At 53.5% G+C, this 16,409-nt stretch carries 19 protein-coding genes and 1 other RNA gene; 19 read left to right on the plus strand and 1 reads right to left on the minus strand.

The annotated features are described in order from the left end of the window. Nucleotides 1–18: 18 nt before the first annotated feature. The 17 genes from cobJ (at nt 19) to ACZ481_RS10770 (ending at nt 14,149) form a co-directional block, all read left to right on the plus strand. Nucleotides 19–708, plus strand: a complete 690-nt coding sequence (gene cobJ / locus ACZ481_RS10690) for a precorrin-3B C(17)-methyltransferase (protein WP_464770612.1) — start codon at nt 19–21, stop codon at nt 706–708. After that, nucleotides 705–1,469, plus strand: coding sequence for a precorrin-6A reductase (gene cobK, locus ACZ481_RS10695; protein WP_464770129.1), 765 nt, complete (start codon nt 705–707; stop codon nt 1,467–1,469). The genes cobJ and cobK overlap by 4 nt, the downstream gene beginning before the upstream one ends. Continuing rightward, nucleotides 1,469–2,095, plus strand: coding sequence for a precorrin-8X methylmutase (locus tag ACZ481_RS10700; protein WP_464770130.1), 627 nt, complete (start codon nt 1,469–1,471; stop codon nt 2,093–2,095). The genes cobK and ACZ481_RS10700 overlap by 1 nt, the downstream gene beginning before the upstream one ends. A gap of 71 nt (nt 2,096–2,166) precedes the next feature. Continuing rightward, a complete protein-coding gene (locus ACZ481_RS10705) occupies nt 2,167–3,573 on the plus strand; it encodes a cobyrinate a,c-diamide synthase (RefSeq protein ID WP_464770131.1) in 1,407 nt (468 codons plus the stop codon). Further along, entirely contained in the window at nt 3,563–4,138 is a 576-nt protein-coding gene (cobU, locus tag ACZ481_RS10710) for a bifunctional adenosylcobinamide kinase/adenosylcobinamide-phosphate guanylyltransferase (RefSeq protein ID WP_464770132.1), read from the plus strand. The genes ACZ481_RS10705 and cobU overlap by 11 nt, the downstream gene beginning before the upstream one ends. Next, entirely contained in the window at nt 4,138–5,670 is a 1,533-nt protein-coding gene (locus ACZ481_RS10715; RefSeq protein ID WP_464770133.1) for a cobyric acid synthase, read from the plus strand. Before cobU ends, ACZ481_RS10715 begins: the two co-directional genes overlap by 1 nt. A 2-nt stretch (nt 5,671–5,672) precedes the next feature. Then, nucleotides 5,673–6,623, plus strand: coding sequence for an adenosylcobinamide-phosphate synthase CbiB (gene cbiB, locus ACZ481_RS10720; RefSeq protein WP_464770134.1), 951 nt, complete (start codon nt 5,673–5,675; stop codon nt 6,621–6,623). A 31-nt stretch (nt 6,624–6,654) separates the two neighbouring features. Next, entirely contained in the window at nt 6,655–7,380 is a 726-nt protein-coding gene (gene cobS, locus ACZ481_RS10725; RefSeq protein WP_464770135.1) for an adenosylcobinamide-GDP ribazoletransferase, read from the plus strand. 38 nt (nt 7,381–7,418) lie between these two features. After that, complete coding sequence (locus ACZ481_RS10730; protein WP_464770136.1) at nt 7,419–8,300, plus strand: GHMP family kinase ATP-binding protein; 882 nt, start codon at nt 7,419–7,421, stop codon at nt 8,298–8,300. Then, a complete protein-coding gene (cobD, locus tag ACZ481_RS10735) occupies nt 8,290–9,381 on the plus strand; it encodes a threonine-phosphate decarboxylase CobD (protein WP_464770137.1) in 1,092 nt (363 codons plus the stop codon). The genes ACZ481_RS10730 and cobD overlap by 11 nt, the downstream gene beginning before the upstream one ends. Before the next feature lie 4 nt (nt 9,382–9,385). Beyond that, the gene (gene cobC, locus ACZ481_RS10740; protein WP_464770138.1) at nt 9,386–10,024 is read left to right on the plus strand and encodes an alpha-ribazole phosphatase; all 639 of its coding nucleotides are present in this window, start codon (nt 9,386–9,388) and stop codon (nt 10,022–10,024) included. Nucleotides 10,025–10,164: 140 nt separating this feature from the next. Continuing rightward, nucleotides 10,165–10,341, plus strand: a non-coding RNA gene (ssrS, locus tag ACZ481_RS10745) — 6S RNA. A gap of 151 nt (nt 10,342–10,492) precedes the next feature. Then, entirely contained in the window at nt 10,493–10,924 is a 432-nt protein-coding gene (locus tag ACZ481_RS10750) for a peptidylprolyl isomerase (RefSeq protein ID WP_464770139.1), read from the plus strand. A 44-nt stretch (nt 10,925–10,968) separates the two neighbouring features. After that, nucleotides 10,969–11,358, plus strand: coding sequence for a CoA-binding protein (locus ACZ481_RS10755; RefSeq protein ID WP_464770140.1), 390 nt, complete (start codon nt 10,969–10,971; stop codon nt 11,356–11,358). A 41-nt stretch (nt 11,359–11,399) separates the two neighbouring features. Further along, complete coding sequence (gene trxA, locus ACZ481_RS10760) at nt 11,400–11,723, plus strand: thioredoxin (protein WP_464770141.1); 324 nt, start codon at nt 11,400–11,402, stop codon at nt 11,721–11,723. 225 nt (nt 11,724–11,948) lie between these two features. Further along, nucleotides 11,949–13,904, plus strand: coding sequence for a ferrous iron transport protein B (gene feoB, locus ACZ481_RS10765; protein ID WP_464770142.1), 1,956 nt, complete (start codon nt 11,949–11,951; stop codon nt 13,902–13,904). Continuing rightward, entirely contained in the window at nt 13,901–14,149 is a 249-nt protein-coding gene (locus ACZ481_RS10770; protein ID WP_464770143.1) for a FeoA family protein, read from the plus strand. The genes feoB and ACZ481_RS10770 overlap by 4 nt, the downstream gene beginning before the upstream one ends. 299 nt (nt 14,150–14,448) lie before the next feature. Here ACZ481_RS10770 and ACZ481_RS10775 read toward each other — a convergent pair whose 3' ends face one another. Further along, the gene (locus ACZ481_RS10775) at nt 14,449–14,646 is read right to left on the minus strand and encodes a DUF1858 domain-containing protein (protein ID WP_464770144.1); all 198 of its coding nucleotides are present in this window, start codon (nt 14,644–14,646) and stop codon (nt 14,449–14,451) included. A gap of 365 nt (nt 14,647–15,011) precedes the next feature. Here ACZ481_RS10775 and mraZ point away from each other — a divergent pair, with 365 nt between their 5' ends. Continuing rightward, nucleotides 15,012–15,443 (plus strand): division/cell wall cluster transcriptional repressor MraZ, encoded by a 432-nt coding sequence (gene mraZ, locus ACZ481_RS10780; RefSeq protein ID WP_464770145.1) that lies wholly within the window; start codon nt 15,012–15,014, stop codon nt 15,441–15,443. A gap of 24 nt (nt 15,444–15,467) precedes the next feature. Beyond that, entirely contained in the window at nt 15,468–16,409 is a 942-nt protein-coding gene (gene rsmH, locus ACZ481_RS10785; protein ID WP_464770146.1) for a 16S rRNA (cytosine(1402)-N(4))-methyltransferase RsmH, read from the plus strand.

Consider the following 16,409-nt stretch of genomic DNA (forward strand, 5'->3'; position numbering starts at 1 on the left):
CCCGGCAGTTTGCTTGACATGACGCCCCGGGCCCGGCAGGCCATTGAAACGGCTGAGGTTATTGTCGGCTATGACACCTATTTGCATCTGATCCAGGATTTGCTGGCAGGCAAGGCTACGATTGGCACCGGCATGATGCAGGAAATTGACCGTTGCCAGGCGGCTGTAGAGCAGGCTATGAGCGGCAAGCAGGTGGCCGTAATCTCCAGTGGTGACCCCGGCGTCTATGGAATGGCCGGCCTGGTGCTGGAGCTTGTTGGCAAATACCCTGCCATCCTGCAGCCAGAGGTTGCCGTGGTGCCGGGGATCAGCGCCGTCAGCGCCGCCGCCGCCGTTCTGGGGGCGCCTCTGATGCATGATTTTGCAGTTATCAGCCTGAGTGACCTGCTGACCCCGTGGGAGATTATTGAAAAACGCATCGAAATGGCCGCCGCCGGCGACTTTGTTATTGCCATTTATAATCCGAAAAGCATCAGGCGTACAAGTCAAATTGAGGCCGTGCGGGCAATCACCCTGAAGCATCGCGGGCCGAATACCCCTGTGGGCATTGTCCATCATGCGACCAGAGACAAAGAGGATATGACGCTGTCTACCCTTGAAAGTTTTACAAATGAGCATATTGATATGTTCTCCCTGGTGCTGATTGGCAACAGCCAGACGTATGTGGCTGACGGGAGAATGATCACGCCCCGGGGCTACCGGCTGTGATTCTGGTGCTGGCCGGAACTCTTGACGGCCGGGAACTGGCGCTGGCGCTGGCGGCAATGGGTTATCCTGTTGTCGTCTCGGTGGTCAGCGACTACGGGCGCAATCTGGCTGAAGCGCCGGGGCTCAGCGTTCATTCCGGCCAGCTGGCCCTTGCGGACATGAAAGAGCTTATCGGCGCCCGGGGCATTAAGGTGCTTGTCGACGCCAGCCATCCTTATGCGGTGAATGGCTCGGTCAATGCGATGGCAGCGTGTGCAGCCACCGGTATTCGCTACATCCGGTATGAGCGGGCCGAAGCCTATATTCCGGTCGATTACAGCCGGCTATATACAGCCGGCGATGCCAGTGAAGCCGCTAAAATCGCGGCCGGACTGGGCCGCGTGGTTTTTCTGACCACCGGCAGCCGCACCCTCGGACTATTTAAAAATGAGCCCTTACTGGCCTCCTGCCGGCTGATTGCCCGGGTCCTGCCGCAGCCTGCGGTCATTGCCGAGTGTATGGAACTGGGGTTTAGCCCTGGCGACATTGTTGCCATGCAGGGGCCTTTTTCCCATAATTTTAATGTGGCAATGTTTAAAGAGTATGGCACTGAGGTAATTATAACCAAAAACAGCGGCGTTATCGGCGGTGCCGACACGAAGCTTTCGGCAGCTGTGGAACTGAACCTGCCGGTTATTGTTATTGGCCGCCCGGCTGTGGTGTATCAGAACCTGTGCCTGACCCGGCAGGAAGTAATTAATATGGTGCTGGAGGTAATATAATGGAATTCATAAAAGACCCGATGGCCATTGAGACCCGCAGTATGGAGATTATTGCCCCTTATCTGTCCGGGTTTAACTTAGACGAGCAATCCACCAAGGTTTATTCACGCATCATCCATGCTGCCGGCGACCCGGACTATGCCAACATTATAAAAATTCACCCTGAGGCTATAGCGGCCGGTTTGCAGGCCCTTAAGTCCGGCTGTGATATTTTCTGTGATGTGGAAATGGTGCGTACCGGGATTAACAAACGCCGGCTGGCCGAACTGGGAGGGCAGGCCTACTGCCTGGTGGCTGATCCGGCTGTGGCGGAAGAGGCGAAAGCGGCGGGGATTACCCGGTCAATGGCCGCGATGCGCACCTTCGGCGCCAAGCTTAACGGGGCCATTGTGGCGATTGGCAATGCGCCGACAGCGTTGTTTGAAGTGTTGAAACTGATCAAAGAAGAGAATATCAAACCGGCGCTGATCATAGGCGTGCCTGTTGGCTTTGTCGGTGCGGCGGAGTCCAAGGAGCTGCTGTATACGACCTCGTCCGTCCCCTTTATTACCGTACTGGGCAACAAAGGGGGCAGTCCGATTGCGGCCGCCTCTGTCAACGCGGTTATGTACATGCTGGGCCGCTAGTAGCGCGCGGGTATACGGTACGGCGGCTGTGGCTCAGAACAGTGGCAGCGCGCAATTAGGAGGATGTTGATATGAGCCAAGTGCATATTCCCCGGGTGGTTATTGCCGGGGTTAGCAGCGGGGCAGGCAAAACAACAATTGTTACCGGTATATTGGCGGCTTTAGCCGGACGGGGCCTTGCCGTTCAGTCTTATAAGGTTGGCCCTGACTATATTGATCCGGGGTTTCACCGGCTGGCCAGCGGCAAGAGCGCTCATAACCTTGATACCTGGCTGGTGCCGCCGGACTGTCTGGCGGAAATCTTTGCCAGTACGGCGGCGGGTAATGATATTGCCGTTATCGAAGGCGTTATGGGGCTGTATGACGGCGGCCGGGCCGGTGTCAGCAGCACGGCGGCAATTGCAAAAATGCTGAATGCGCCGGTGGTATTGGTTATTGATGCCAAATCAATGGGGGAAAGTGCTGCCGCCATTGCCTTAGGCTTTAAAATGTATGATCCTGATGTCAAACTGGCCGGCGTGATTATTAACCGGCTGGGCTCGGATACCCACCGGCTTATGGTCTGCGAGGCCCTTGACAAGGTTGGCATTCCTGTCCTTGGGGCTGTTTTTCGCAATAATGAGCTTGCTATGCCGGAGCGCCACCTGGGCCTTACACCGGTTACTGAACATGAGGCCGCAGCCGCTGTGGCGGAGATGGGCCGCCAGGTCGCCCGGCAAGTGGCGCTGGATGAACTGCTGGTCCTGGCCAATGCCACCGGTCCCGTCCCGGTCCGCTCCCGGCCGGCGGCAGAACGGCCGGCGGTCAAAGCCCGGATCGGCGTGGCCCGGGACAAGGTGTTTACCTTTTATTATCCCTCCAGCCTGGAAGTTCTGGAGGAGGCCGGGGCGGAAATAATCCCCTTTAGCCCCCTTACAGACAGCCGGCTGCCGGCGGTGGACGGAATTGTGCTGGGCGGGGGATTTCCCGAGATGTTTGTCAAAGAATTGTCAGCCAACAGCCTGATGCGGAATGATATATTACAGGCTGCCGGGCGGGGCCTGCCTATCTACGCCGAGTGCGGCGGCCTGATGTACCTGGCCCGGCAGATTATCGATTTTGACGGCTGTGCGTATGATATGGCCGGCGTAATCCCGGCCGTCTGTCAGATGCAGCCTAAACTGGAAACAGTGGGCTATGTGGAGGCAACCGCCCTTAAAGAAACTGTACTGTGCGGGAACGGACAGACCTTGCGCGGTCACGAGTTTCATTTTTCCCGCATGGTGCCTGACGAGGGCGAGGAGGAATTCCCCTGGGCATTTGCGTTTAAAAAAATGCGGACAGGTACTGTCTATCACGGCGGCTATGCCGTTAATAACGTAGTGGCTTCCTATTTGCACATGCATTTTGCCGGCAACCGGCAGGCAGCCGAACGGTTTGTTGAGCAGTGTTCGCAGTACCGCCTAAGCAGTCAGGGAGGGAATGCCTATGGCCGGTAAAATCATTTTAGTGACCGGTGGCGCCCGCAGCGGCAAAAGCACTTTTGCCGAGCGCTATGCCGCTCAGGGCAACCGGCAGGTGGCTTATATTGCCACTGCCCAGATCTATGATGAGGAAATGAAGGAACGGGTTGCTATTCATCAGCGGCGCCGCCCGCCCGGCTGGACAACCTTTGAAGCACCGTACGGGGCTGAACTGGCTATGGCGCAGGCTGTCCGGTGTGCAGACGCCGTATTGTTCGATTGTCTGACACTCTATACAAGCAATCTGCTGCTGGCACCGACGGCGCCGGCTACCCGGGAGGAGCGCTGTCAGGCCGTGCTGGGTGCGATTGACAAACTGCTCGCAAGTGCCAGGCAGGAGCGGGCCGATGTTATTTTCGTCACTAATGAAGTCGGGCTCGGGATTGTGCCTGAGAATGGGCTGGCCCGTGAATACCGGGATGTCACCGGGCTTGTCAATCAAAAAATTGCCGGCCAGGCTGACGAGGTCTATTTAGTGGTCAGCGGGCTGGCTGTTGCGTTAAAAAAGATAGCTGTTGGTCTTGGGGAGGTTGAGTTTTAATGGCTAAAGCGATCATGCTGCAGGGAACCAGTTCTCATGTTGGCAAAAGTATTTTAACAACGGCATTATGCAGGATATTTAAACAGGATGGCCGGCGGGTGACGCCATTTAAGTCGCAAAATATGGCCCTTAACTCCTATGTGACCAAAACGGGCGGCGAGATGGGCCGGGCCCAGGTGGCCCAGGCCGAGGCTGCAGGCCTGGAACCCAATGTTGATATGAATCCGGTATTATTAAAGCCTACCGGCAACTCCTGTTCGCAGGTCATTGTCATGGGCAAGCCTGTTGGCAATATGTCGGCAAAGGAATATCATTCCGGTTACAGCCTTACCGCCCTGGGCGTGGTAAGCGAATGCCTGGAGCGGCTGCACCGGGATTTTGACGTTATCGTGATTGAAGGCGCCGGCGGTCCGGCTGAGGTTAATCTTAAAGCCAACGATATTGTCAATATGCGTATTGCCAAACTGGCCCAGGCCCCGGTACTCCTGATCGCGGATATCGACAGGGGCGGGGCGCTGGCGTCGGTTGTCGGGACGCTGGAGTTACTAGACCCTGATGAGCGCGAACTGGTCAAGGGCATTATTATTAATAAATTCCGGGGCGATATACAGTTGCTGAAACCAGCCCTGGATTTCCTCGAAAACAAGACAGGCAAGCCTGTACTGGGGGTTATTCCCCATCTTGACCGGCTGGGTATTGACGATGAGGATTCGGTATCACTGGAAGATAAACAGCAGGCTGATACGACCGGTGAGCTTGATATTGCCGTATTGCGTCTGCCCAAAATATCAAATTTTACCGACTTTGACGCCCTTGGCAACGAAAGTGACGTGCGTGTCCGCTACGTGCGCCAGGGAGAGGCGATCGGCCGGCCTGATCTTATTATCCTGCCCGGCAGCAAGAATACAACAGAGGATTTATTATATCTCCGGCACAATGGCTATGAGCAGGAACTTGTCAGGCTGGTTAAAAGCGGCACCCCCATTGTCGGCATCTGCGGCGGCTACCAAATGCTGGGGCGGGAGGTCCAGGACCCTGACCATACGGAATCAGACTTTGATAAGGTTATGGGCTTAGGCCTTATTGACAGTATCACTGTTTTTGAGGCCGATAAAGTGACCCATCAGGTCAGGGCCGCAGCCGTTAATCATCGTTTCCTGGGCATTGACTATACCGGTAACCATCTTACCGGCTATGAAATACATATGGGACGGACCCAGTTTATGACCCCTGTTGACGCTGCTTTTACCATTGTTACCAGGTCGGGAGAGCAGGTGGAAATGCCTGACGGGGCCGTTTCCGCCGATGGCCTGGTTATGGGCACCTATATGCATGGCATTTTTGACAATGACGCCTATCGCCGGGCTGTGCTTGATGCGCTGAGAGTCCGCAAGGGACTGGCACCGCTTGGTGTCACGCAAAATACCGAGGCCCGCAAGGATGCTGCCTATGACCGGCTGGCGGCTGTGGTCCGCCAGCATATGAACATGGATTTAGTCTATCAAATTATGAACCAGCCAACAGGTAAGTAGGCATGACAGAGTATGTGGCGTTAGGGGCTGTGGTTATTGACCGCTTTGTTGGTGATCCGCGCACAGCCTGGCATCCGGTAGTCCTAATCGGCAGCTTTATCTCCTGGCTGGAGGACCGGTTACTGAATACCGGTCATTCGCCTGGCGGCAAGCGGCTGGCCGGGGCCGTCCTTGTCCTGGCGGTGCTGGCCACAGTCTACGCAGTTGCCTGGCTGGCAATGGCGGCTTTCGCTTCCATCCATCCCTGGCTTTTTTATGTCGGCGGGGCCGTACTTTTGTCTTTTGCCATAACGCCCCGCAGTCTGGCTGAGGCCGGACGGGAAATAGCCGGTTATTTACACCACGGGGACATGGAACAGGCCCGCTTTAAGGTGGGCTGGATCGTCGGCCGGGATACGGGCAGCCTCGATACCGCCGAGGTCACCCGTGCCACTGTTGAAACGGTGGCGGAGAATATTGTCGACGGCATTATATCACCGCTGTTTTATGCATTGATCGGCGGTGTGCCCCTGGCCTGCCTGTACCGGGCGGTCAACACGCTAGACTCTATGGTGGGTTATAAGAATGAAAAATACCGGGATTTTGGCATGGCGGCCGCGCGGCTTGATGATGCTTTTAATTATATACCGGCAAGGCTTACCGGCCTGTTAATCGTGCTGGCGGCTGCGCTGCTCAGATACGATGCCGGTGGCGCCTGGCAGGCGATTAAGCGGGATGCCGGCAGGCATCCCAGCCCCAACAGCGGTTTTTCCGAGGCCGGTGTGGCCGGCGCGCTGGGGATTCGCCTGGGAGGGCTCAATTATTATGGCGGGGTAGCCTCCCTGCGGGCTTATATGGGGGCGGCGAAACAAGAACTCCAGCCTATACACATCGAGCAGACGATTCGCATTATGTATCTGGTGACAATACTGTTTATTGCCGGGGCTATTGCGGTGAAGTCGGCTGTGGCTTAGCTAAGGCTGCAATCACTTGGAGGCGTTGCGCTTGAACGATTTTTTTACCGGCTTACAATTTCTTACCCGCATCCGGGTGATAAAGCAAACAGACTGGTCGCCGGCCAGCTTTGGCCGCAGTGTAAAGTATTTTACGCTGATTGGTGCGATCATTGGCCTGATTCTGGCGGCAATCAATTATACCCTGAGTCAGTTCCTGCCGGCCCATGTGCTGGCCGCCGTCATTATTCTGGCTGAGATTGTAATAACAGGCGGTTTGCATTGTGATGGGTTTATGGATACGGCGGACGGTGTATTTTCCGGACGGTCGCGGGAGCGGATGCTGGAAATAATGAAAGACAGCCGGGTCGGCGCCAATGGGGTCGTGGCCTTCGGACTCTTGCTGCTGCTGAAATACTCGCTTATTGTTGATATGACCTCAACCATGCTCACTACGGCGTTGCTGGTCATGCCGGTAGCAGGGCGTCTGGCCATGGTGATCAGTATCACCTCATTCCCTTACGCGCGGCCTGACGGTATGGGAAAAGCCTTTGCCCAGTACGCCGGCCGCAGCACCCTGCTTATTGCCGCCATTGTCGCGCTGGTGATTGTGATTCCTCTGGGACTTACGGCAGTAGTCAGTGCCGGGGCCGCAGTGGTGGCCGGTGTCTTGGCAGCCCGTTATTTTACCAATGTTTTGGGTGGCTTAACCGGAGATACCTATGGTGCTGTCACCTATCTGACCGAGTTGATGGCTTTGCTCGTATTTGTCATTTAGAAAAAGTAAGACTCAATCACTGAAAGGCAGACTTTTGTATGACAATTAAAGTTAAAGCGCCTGGCTCATGCGGTGAGCTGGTACAGGGCACAATAAACGGGGTTAATTTTCTGATTACCTGTCCTGTTGACTGGTATTCGGAGGTTACCGCCGTTGCCGGCGGCAGCATGGACGAGGTCCAGCCGAAGACTGCGGCAGCTGTGCGCAAGACTTTGGCATATCTAAGAAGCCCGGCCGCCATTGGCTTGACGGTTACATCTGATTTGCCGGTAGGTAAAGGCATGGCTTCCAGCAGTGCCGATATCAGTGCTGCCTGTCAGGCGGCGGCGCTGGCGACCGCGGCCGCTACGCTCACCTGTGATGAGATTGCCGATATTGCCTTAACAATAGAACCAACAGACGGGATCTTTTATCCCGAAATTATTATGTTTGATCATGTTGAGGGGCAGATTCGCCGCCGCCTGGGCCAGCCGCCGCCTATTCATATTGCCGTTTTTGATGCCGGAGGCGAGGTGGACACCCTGGTTTTTAACCACCGAGAGGATCTGGCGGCATTAAACAAGGCTAAGGAGCCGCAAATCAAGCAAGCCGTTGACTTGGTGGCCCGAGGCTTAGCAATTGGTGATGCCCGCCTTGTCGGCCAGGGCGCCACGCTAAGCGCCATAGCCAACCAGCAGATTTTATATAAGCCCTGTCTGGAGCTAATGATAAATGCCGGTAACCGTTGCGGCGCTATCGGCGTCTGCGCCGCCCACAGCGGGACCGTGCTGGGGGTCATGTTCAGCACTGAAGCGATGGCAGGCCACGATGCCTGTATCCGCGAGATATGTCAGGTTTGTCCGGAGGTTGTGTATTTAAAGACGGTCCGCCTGATTGCCGGCGGGCTTATCATAACAGGAGATGATGGCAATGAACGCTGACAATCAAGCCGCCGGTTTCGTTCATGGCGGTAATGTGTACGCCTGGGCGCGGGAGCATGGCGGTGAGCCGGCGTCTGTGCTGGACTATAGCGCCAATATAAACCCGCTGGGGTTAGCCCCTGGTGTTCAGGCCGCCATCAGCAAAGCTGTCGGTGAGGTTATTCATTATCCCGATGCCGGAGCGGTACTGCTTAAGGCCGCCATCAGCAGCCATTATCAAGTCGGCGCCGAATGCATCACTGCCGGCAACGGCGCGGTGGAGCTGCTGTATGTGCTGACCCATACCCTGCGCCCCCGGCGGGTGCTGATCCCGGCCCCTTCTTTCAGTGAATATGAACGGGCGGCCCGGGCGGCCGGGGCGGTAATTGAATACGCGTATCTGTCGCCGGAAAACAACTTTGTTCCGGATGTAAACTGGCTTACCCGCCGCTTGGCCGGTGTGGATATGGTATTTATCGGCAATCCCAACAACCCCACCGGCACGCTGTTGTCAGCCGGTCAAATGGAACAAATTTTATTTGCCGCCGTTCAGGCCGGTACAATCGTGGTTGTCGATGAGTCTTTTATGGACTTCATCCCCGGCGACAGGGAATATACCTCCCGGCCGCTGCTTACGCAATATGATAACCTGGTGGTACTTCATTCCCTTACCAAATTTTATGCTATCCCCGGCCTGCGGCTGGGGTTCGCCCTTGCCCGGCCGGCCTTGACGGCCAGGCTGCACGCCGCCAAAGACCCCTGGAATGTCAACTCCCTGGCCCAGGCCGCCGGCGTGGCGGCGTTAACAGACCGGGACTACCAGCAGCAAAGCCGGGATACCGTACAGTATGAAAAAGATGTTTTATATACAGGCCTGAAGGCTATGCCGGGAACCACGCCTTTGCCCCCTGCCGTCAACTACATTCTTGTCCGGATAGAGCCGCCCGCCGCCAGGGTGTGCCAGGCCATGGCCGCAAGGAATATCCTGATTCGTGATTGTTCCAATTATCCGGGGCTTTCTCCGTATTATATCCGGGTGGCTGTTAAACTCGGCGAACAGAATAAAAAACTGCTTACCCATTTAGGGCAGGTGTTGAGGTGAACCTATGACTAGACTGATAGTAGTGCGGCACGGTCAAACTGTATGGAATTTAGAGCGGAAATACCAGGGGCACAGCGATATCGCCCTGACCGATAAAGGGCTTGAACAGGCCCGGGCTGTCGCCGGCCGTCTGGCAGAAGAGCCTGTTCATGCCGTTTACGCCAGTGATTTGTCCCGGGCTTTTCAGACCGCTGAATGTATTGCCGCGGCCCATGGCCTGACGGTAAAGCTGGTACCGGAATTACGGGAGATAAAGTTTGGCGAGTGGGAAGGCCTTACGTATGAACAAATAACTGAGCGCTGGCCGGGTTTGCTGGGGAAGCTGTGGACAACGCCGGACGAGCTGGAGATTCCGGGCGGAGAAACCTTCCGGCAGCTGAAGGAGCGGTCAACTGCCGCCATCGGCCGGATTTTAGCCGCCCATCCCGGCCAAACTGTGGCCGTAGTAGCTCATGGCGGCACGATTGGCACCATTTTGTGTGCCATGCTTGATATTCAGCTCAATCATGTCTGGCGGATCAGGCAGGATAACACGGCTGTAAATATCATTGATTTTTATGAGGGCCGGCCTACCATTACCCTGCTCAACTGTGTCCGCCATCTAAAAGCAGAGAAAGGCGGCAATCTGCCGGAAGTCAAATAAGTGATGGCCCTGTGCGCTCAAGTTCGAACCGGCAAAATCCGGCGGATTTCCGCTAGCAGTCAAAAACACCAGTTTTTTGGCCGATTTTCGACCTTGAACTAACAGGGCGAACATGATAAGATCATATTGTCAAAAGTCACTAATGCCTGAGGTGCTCGTTATCTCTTATATGTTCAACCGACTCATTTATATGGGGAGTTTGATGGTATGCCGCTGTCAGGCCGCCTTGGAGCGGAAGTCAAAAGCATAAATACAAAACGCCCACCTGCGCGAAGCGGGTATGAACATACAGGAGAGAACGGTATCATGGGCGTATATAGAATTTTTTTGATAAATGCTTTCTTTGTAGAAAGTGTTTTTTTTTGCTCACTCAGACTAAATAATTTCCAGGGGCGAGATTCCAATTTTGCCAAAGTATAGCCAACTGTGTTATAATTAAAATAATTCTATCTAAGAGAGGGATATACTTTGAAAAAAGCAATTATTGAGATGGACAAAGGCAATGTGGTTATTGAGCTGTTTGAGAAAGACGCGCCGCAGACGGTTGCTAACTTTGAAAAGCTGATTAATGAAGGTTTTTATAATGGGTTGCAGTTCCACCGGGTTATTAAAGGTTTTGTTGCCCAGGGCGGCTGTCCAAACGGCACCGGCACCGGCGGCCCTGGTTACACGATTCCTTGTGAAACCAAAGGCAATCCCCATAAACATGAACGGGGCTCACTGTCGATGGCTCATCGCGGCCCCAACACCGGTGGCAGCCAGTTTTTTATTGTCTATGAACCCCAGCCCCATCTGGACGGATTACATACTGTATTTGGCAAGGTAATTGAGGGGATGGACATTGTGGATCAAATTAATCAAGGCAACATAATGAATAAAGTCACTGTTGTTGAGGAATGATTTAACAGGTAACGTCGTACAATGGACGTAAGGGGGATAGTTCTATGAGCGAACAAGAAGCCATGCTCAAAAACAAACAATGGGCTGTTGTGGGAGCTACCGATAACAAGGAAAAATTTGGCTATAAGATTTTCAAGGCTTTGAAGGAAGCCGGCTATGAGGTGTATCCGGTAAACCCCGGGGTTGATGAGGTACTTGGGGATAAATGCTACCCGGCTCTGAAGGATTTACCCTGTGTGCCTGAGGTCGTAAATGTTGTGGTGCCGCCAAAAGTCGGCGAACAGATTATGAATAACTGCTCCGAGCTTGGCATCAAAAATGTGTGGCTCCAGCCCGGAGCCAATGCCGCCAGTGTGGTGGAACGGGCTAAAGACCTTGATCTTAATGTGGTTGACCACTGTTGTGTATTGGTTGAACTTCGCAACCACAAATAGGATAGCTATTCTTAATTTAAGTAAAAAAGGGGGACTGTCTGATGGCAAATGTAGTCAATGCTAACGAAAATAATTTCCAGGAAGAAGTGCTTGACGCCGCAAAGCCGGTGCTTGTAGATTTTTGGGCTCCGTGGTGTGGCTACTGCACCCGGCTGGCGCCGGTAATGGATGAACTGGCGGCAGAAATGAGCGACCAAATTAAGATTGCCAAGGTCAATGTCGATGAAAGCCGTTCGCTGGCGCAAAGATATGGTGTAATGAGTTTGCCGACGATGGTTGTCTTTAAGAATGGCGAACAGGTTGAGAAGCTGACCGGATATATGCCGAAAGCAAACATTGCCGCCAAAGTGGAAAAACTGTTATAAAGTGTAAAAAAAATTCCCGGCCGCAGCAGGCCGGGAATTTTTTGGTCTGCCAGAATTTATAAATTCTGGCAGATATGAGGCCGCCTGTAGACCTAAAGGTACAGGCGGCTTCTATTTGGCACAAGCCAAGTCTTTTCTTATGCCTACGCATATCCCCGCGCCTTTTTGCATAGGAAATAGCATAGTATTTCGAAGCTGACGGAGGACACTCTGGTGCGGGATCCAGTGATAAAAGTAGTGCTGGTAGGCTCACCTAATGTCGGTAAAAGTGCCATTTTTAATCATTTGACAGGCAGCTATGCGGCTGTATCCAACTATCCCGGCACTAGTGTTGATATTGCGGCCGGCCAGTTCAAGGCTAATGGTTACCGGTTCGAGGTCATCGATACGCCGGGAATGTATTCTCTGATTCCTCTGACCGAGGAGGAGCGGGTTACCCGGTTGCTGCTGGCAACGGGCAGGCCTGATGTTATTGTTCATGTGGTTGACGCCAAGAACCTAAAGCGAATGCTGCATATGACCATGCAGCTGCTTGATACCGGGATACCTGTCATACTTAACCTGAATATTATGGATGAAGCGCAGCAGCTGGGTATGATTATCGATGGGGAGCGGCTCGAGCAATTGCTGGGAATTCCGGTTGTTGCCACGGCGGCAGTTAACGGTACCGGGATTGGCGCTCTAAAAAAAGCAATTAGCAAATATCAAATAATAAAACCGGTTTTTATGCCCTTGAGCGAACCCATTGAGCGGTCTGTAGCCGACATAAGCGCCTTGTTAACCGGAAATTACGGCCTGAGCAAACGCAGTGCCGCATTATTAATCCTGCAGGGGGATGCAAGCGCGGTGGCTGCTGCTCAAACCGAGGCAGCCTGGCCCGATATAGCCGCCGCCATTAGGCAGCTGCCGTCACGGCCGGAGCAGAATCTAGGCGCTTTGGTAGCAGCGGTGCGGCAGGATATTATTGATTCGCTTATCGCCCAAACGGTGCTATATGCTCGGCCCGGAGGCCGCAGGCGGAAATCGCTGGCTCTGTGGCTGGGAAAGATAACAAGAGAACCCCTGACAGGCATTCCGGTTTTATGTATTGTCCTGTATTGCGGCCTGTACCAGTTTGTGGGAAAATTCGGCGCCGGTTATCTTGTTGATTATATTAATAACTGCCTGTTTATACCCATCCTCATCCCCCAGGTCCAAGGTGCGGCTAATGCCTGGATTCCCTGGGAATGGCTGCAGTCGCTGCTGGTGGGGGATTACGGTGTTTTTACGATGGGCTTCCGTTATGCAACGGCAATTATCCTGCCTATTGTCGGGACTTTTTTCCTGGCTTTTGCCGTACTGGAGGATACGGGTTATCTGCCGCGGCTGGCTATGCTGGCCGATTCGGTGTTCCGGTACTTCGGGCTGAACGGACGGGCCGTTATTCCCTTGACCCTGGGATTGGGCTGCGGTACGATGGCGGTCATGGTTACACGCACCCTGGAAACAAAACGGGAACGCTTGCTGGCTACCTTTCTCTTAGCTTTGACGATTCCTTGCTCGGCTCAGCTTGGCGTTGTGCTGGCGCTGCTTGCGCATAATCCGGTCGCAGTTGGCATCTGGAGTGGCTACTTACTCTGTATTTTTGCCGTTGCGGGCCGGTTAAGCACCAGGCTTGTACCCGGGCGCAGGAGCGCTTTTTATATGGAGCTGCCGCCATTAAGACTGCCGCTTGTCCGCAATGTCATAAAAAAAGCGGCCCTGCGGATGACATGGTATTTTAAGGAAATCTTACCGGTGTTTGTTGCTGCCAGTGCTGTATTGTGGGCAGGAGACCGCAGCGGCATGTTAGCTGAGCTGATTCAATATCTGGAGCCGGCTATGGGACTGATCGGGCTGCCGCCGGCAGCAGCGCAAGCCTTTCTGCTAGGTTTTTTTCGCCGCGATTATGGTGCTGCCGGGCTGTATGACCTGGCTGCTGCCGGCCAGCTGACAGATCTGCAGCTGGTGGTTGCCGCCGTGGCCCTGACCCTGTTTGTTCCCTGTATTGCTCAGTTTGCCGTAATGGTCAAGGAACGGGGGCTGATCACCACCGTCATGATGGTGGCCGTGATTATCCTAATTACCTTTGCTGCGGCGGCTTTCATGTACCAGCTGCTGCGGCTGAGCCTATTTTTGGTGCTGGCAGGAGGGATGGTGTGATTGAACAACAACCGGTTGTTATGCTCCGGTCTGGTGAAAGGGCAAAAATTATTGCTGTACGCACTGCCGATGACCAGCATATGCGGAAGCTGACTGTGTTTGGCTTATTGCCCGGGGCGGACATCGAAGTGCTGCAGACCGCTCCGGTCTATGTCCTGCGTATTGATCATACTGAACTGGCCCTCGACTATGAGACGGCCGCCGGGATTTTTGTTGCCAGCCCGCAGGCTGGCCGGGTGAAATAAAAAAACACCCTTGCCAATCCCGGGGCGAAGGGGCATTATTCCCGATACTGCATAAAACTTATAACTGGTGACAGGCAAAAAAAGCAGGGCCGGCTGGCTCTGCTTTTTTATCCTGATAGAAAGGTTAACTTTCCCCTGGAGAAGGGCAACACCGGCTTCCGCTTTCGCCCCAGGCGCGGCGCAAGCCGTGTTTTCTTTATAACCCCATCAAATTTATCAACGTGCAAGACTATGCTCTAAGGATAAGAAAAATCTTTACCCTACAGGGCACAGGCGGCATCTGCCGGCGTCCCCAAGGACTACTCGCTTACGGCTTTGTTTAAATCAGCAATCAGGGCGTTTGTATCTATGCCGTGAGCGGCCGCGCCTTGCTCGATGTTTTCAAAGCGGGCAGCAGCACACCCAAGGCAACCCATGCCGTAGCTGCGGAATACTTGCACAGTCTGGGGATATTTTTGGACAACATCAACGATGCTCATTTCTTTAGTGATACTCATTGTAGCAGCCTCCTTAAATTAAATATGGAATATGTTTACAAGCTAACTCATTATATCATACTTGCCTAAAACTTGTCATGACTTTATTATAATTTTACAGAATGACAGATGCTGCTACTATTATCGCCGGCTTTTGGCTTTTTATGCGAAATCTGATTCGCCAGTCTTATCAGGCTTAAAGCCGTCCTCTTGCTGGATTGAGTGGGGTGAGCAGAAATTCTAATATAGGACTTTAGTCTCCAAATTTTGGTTTTTTTAAAATCCTGCAGATTTCAGGCAGGATTTTTTTTATTTGCCCAGAATAGACTAAAAAGTGGTGTGAAGTGGTGTAAAGTGGTTGATTATTTAAGGTGGTGGAGACAGCCGTGTTCATGGGTGAATATTTGCATGCCATCGACAATAAAGGGCGGCTGATTCTTCCTGCCAAATTCCGGGAAGAATTAGGAGAAACATTTATTGCCACCAAAGGTCTTGATAATTGTTTGTTTGTATATACCCGCAGTGAGTGGGCCATCCTAGAAGAAAAATTAAAGAAACTGCCGCTGGCTAAACCGGAAGCCCGGGCCTTTGTCCGCTTCTTCTTTTCCGGCGCGGCCGAACTTGAGTGTGATAAACAGGGGCGGGTGCTTATGCCGCCTAACTTACGGGAACATGCCAAGTTAGATAAGGACGTGGTCGTTATTGGCGTGTCAACCAGAATTGAAATCTGGGATAAAGCGGCCTGGGATGCATATAACCGGCAAATCAGCCCTACGGTTGCGGCGATTGCCGAAACCATGGCTGATTTAGGGATTTAAATATAGCTGAAACGAGTGATATAAGTGCAGGAACATGGATTTGAGCATACGAGTGTACTGCTGGCAGAGAGTATTGCAGGCATTTTCTCCGATCCGGAAGGGATCTATGTGGATTGCACATTAGGCGGCGGTGGTCACGCTGCCGCCTTAGCCGCACGGCTCGCACCGGCCGGCTGGCTGATCGGCATTGATCAGGATCCGGCTGCGATTCGTGCCGGCAAGCAGCGTTTAGCAGCGGCTGATTGCCGGATTAGTATTGTGCAGCGTAATTTTCAGCGCCTGGGCTCTGTGCTGGCGGAGCTGGAAACCGGCCTGGTTGACGGTATTCTGTTTGACCTGGGGGTATCATCCCATCAGCTTGATGTTGCTGACCGGGGATTCTCCTATATGCAGGATGCGCCGCTTGATATGCGGATGAATACCGAGGCGGATTTCTCCGCCTATGATGTTGTGAATACCTACAGCGAGCAGCAATTATCAACCATCATTTCTGATTATGGCGAGGAGCGCTGGGCCAGGCGGATTGCCCGCTTTATTGTGGAAAATAGGGCTGCGGCCAATATCACAACAACAGGCCAGCTGGTCGATATTATTAAGAAGGCTATCCCGGCCGCTGCCCGCCGGGACGGACCACATCCGGCGAAAAGAACATTTCAGGCGATTCGGATTGAAGTCAATAATGAACTGGGGATTTTGCAGGATACCTTTCTTACGGCCGTTGAATGCCTAAGACCCGGTGGCCGGATTGGCATAATAACCTTTCATTCGCTGGAGGACCGGATCGCGAAGCAGACATTGCAGCAGCTGGCCAAAGCCTGTATCTGTCCGCCCCAACTGCCGATCTGTGTTTGCCAGCATAAACCCCAGGTTAAAGTGTTGGGAAAACCTGTGCTGCCATCGCCTGATGAGCTTGAGAAAAATCCTCGCGCTCGTAGCGCTAAGCTTCGTATCGCTGTTAAGTTATAG

It is taken from the genome of Sporomusa intestinalis, assembly GCF_055383785.1.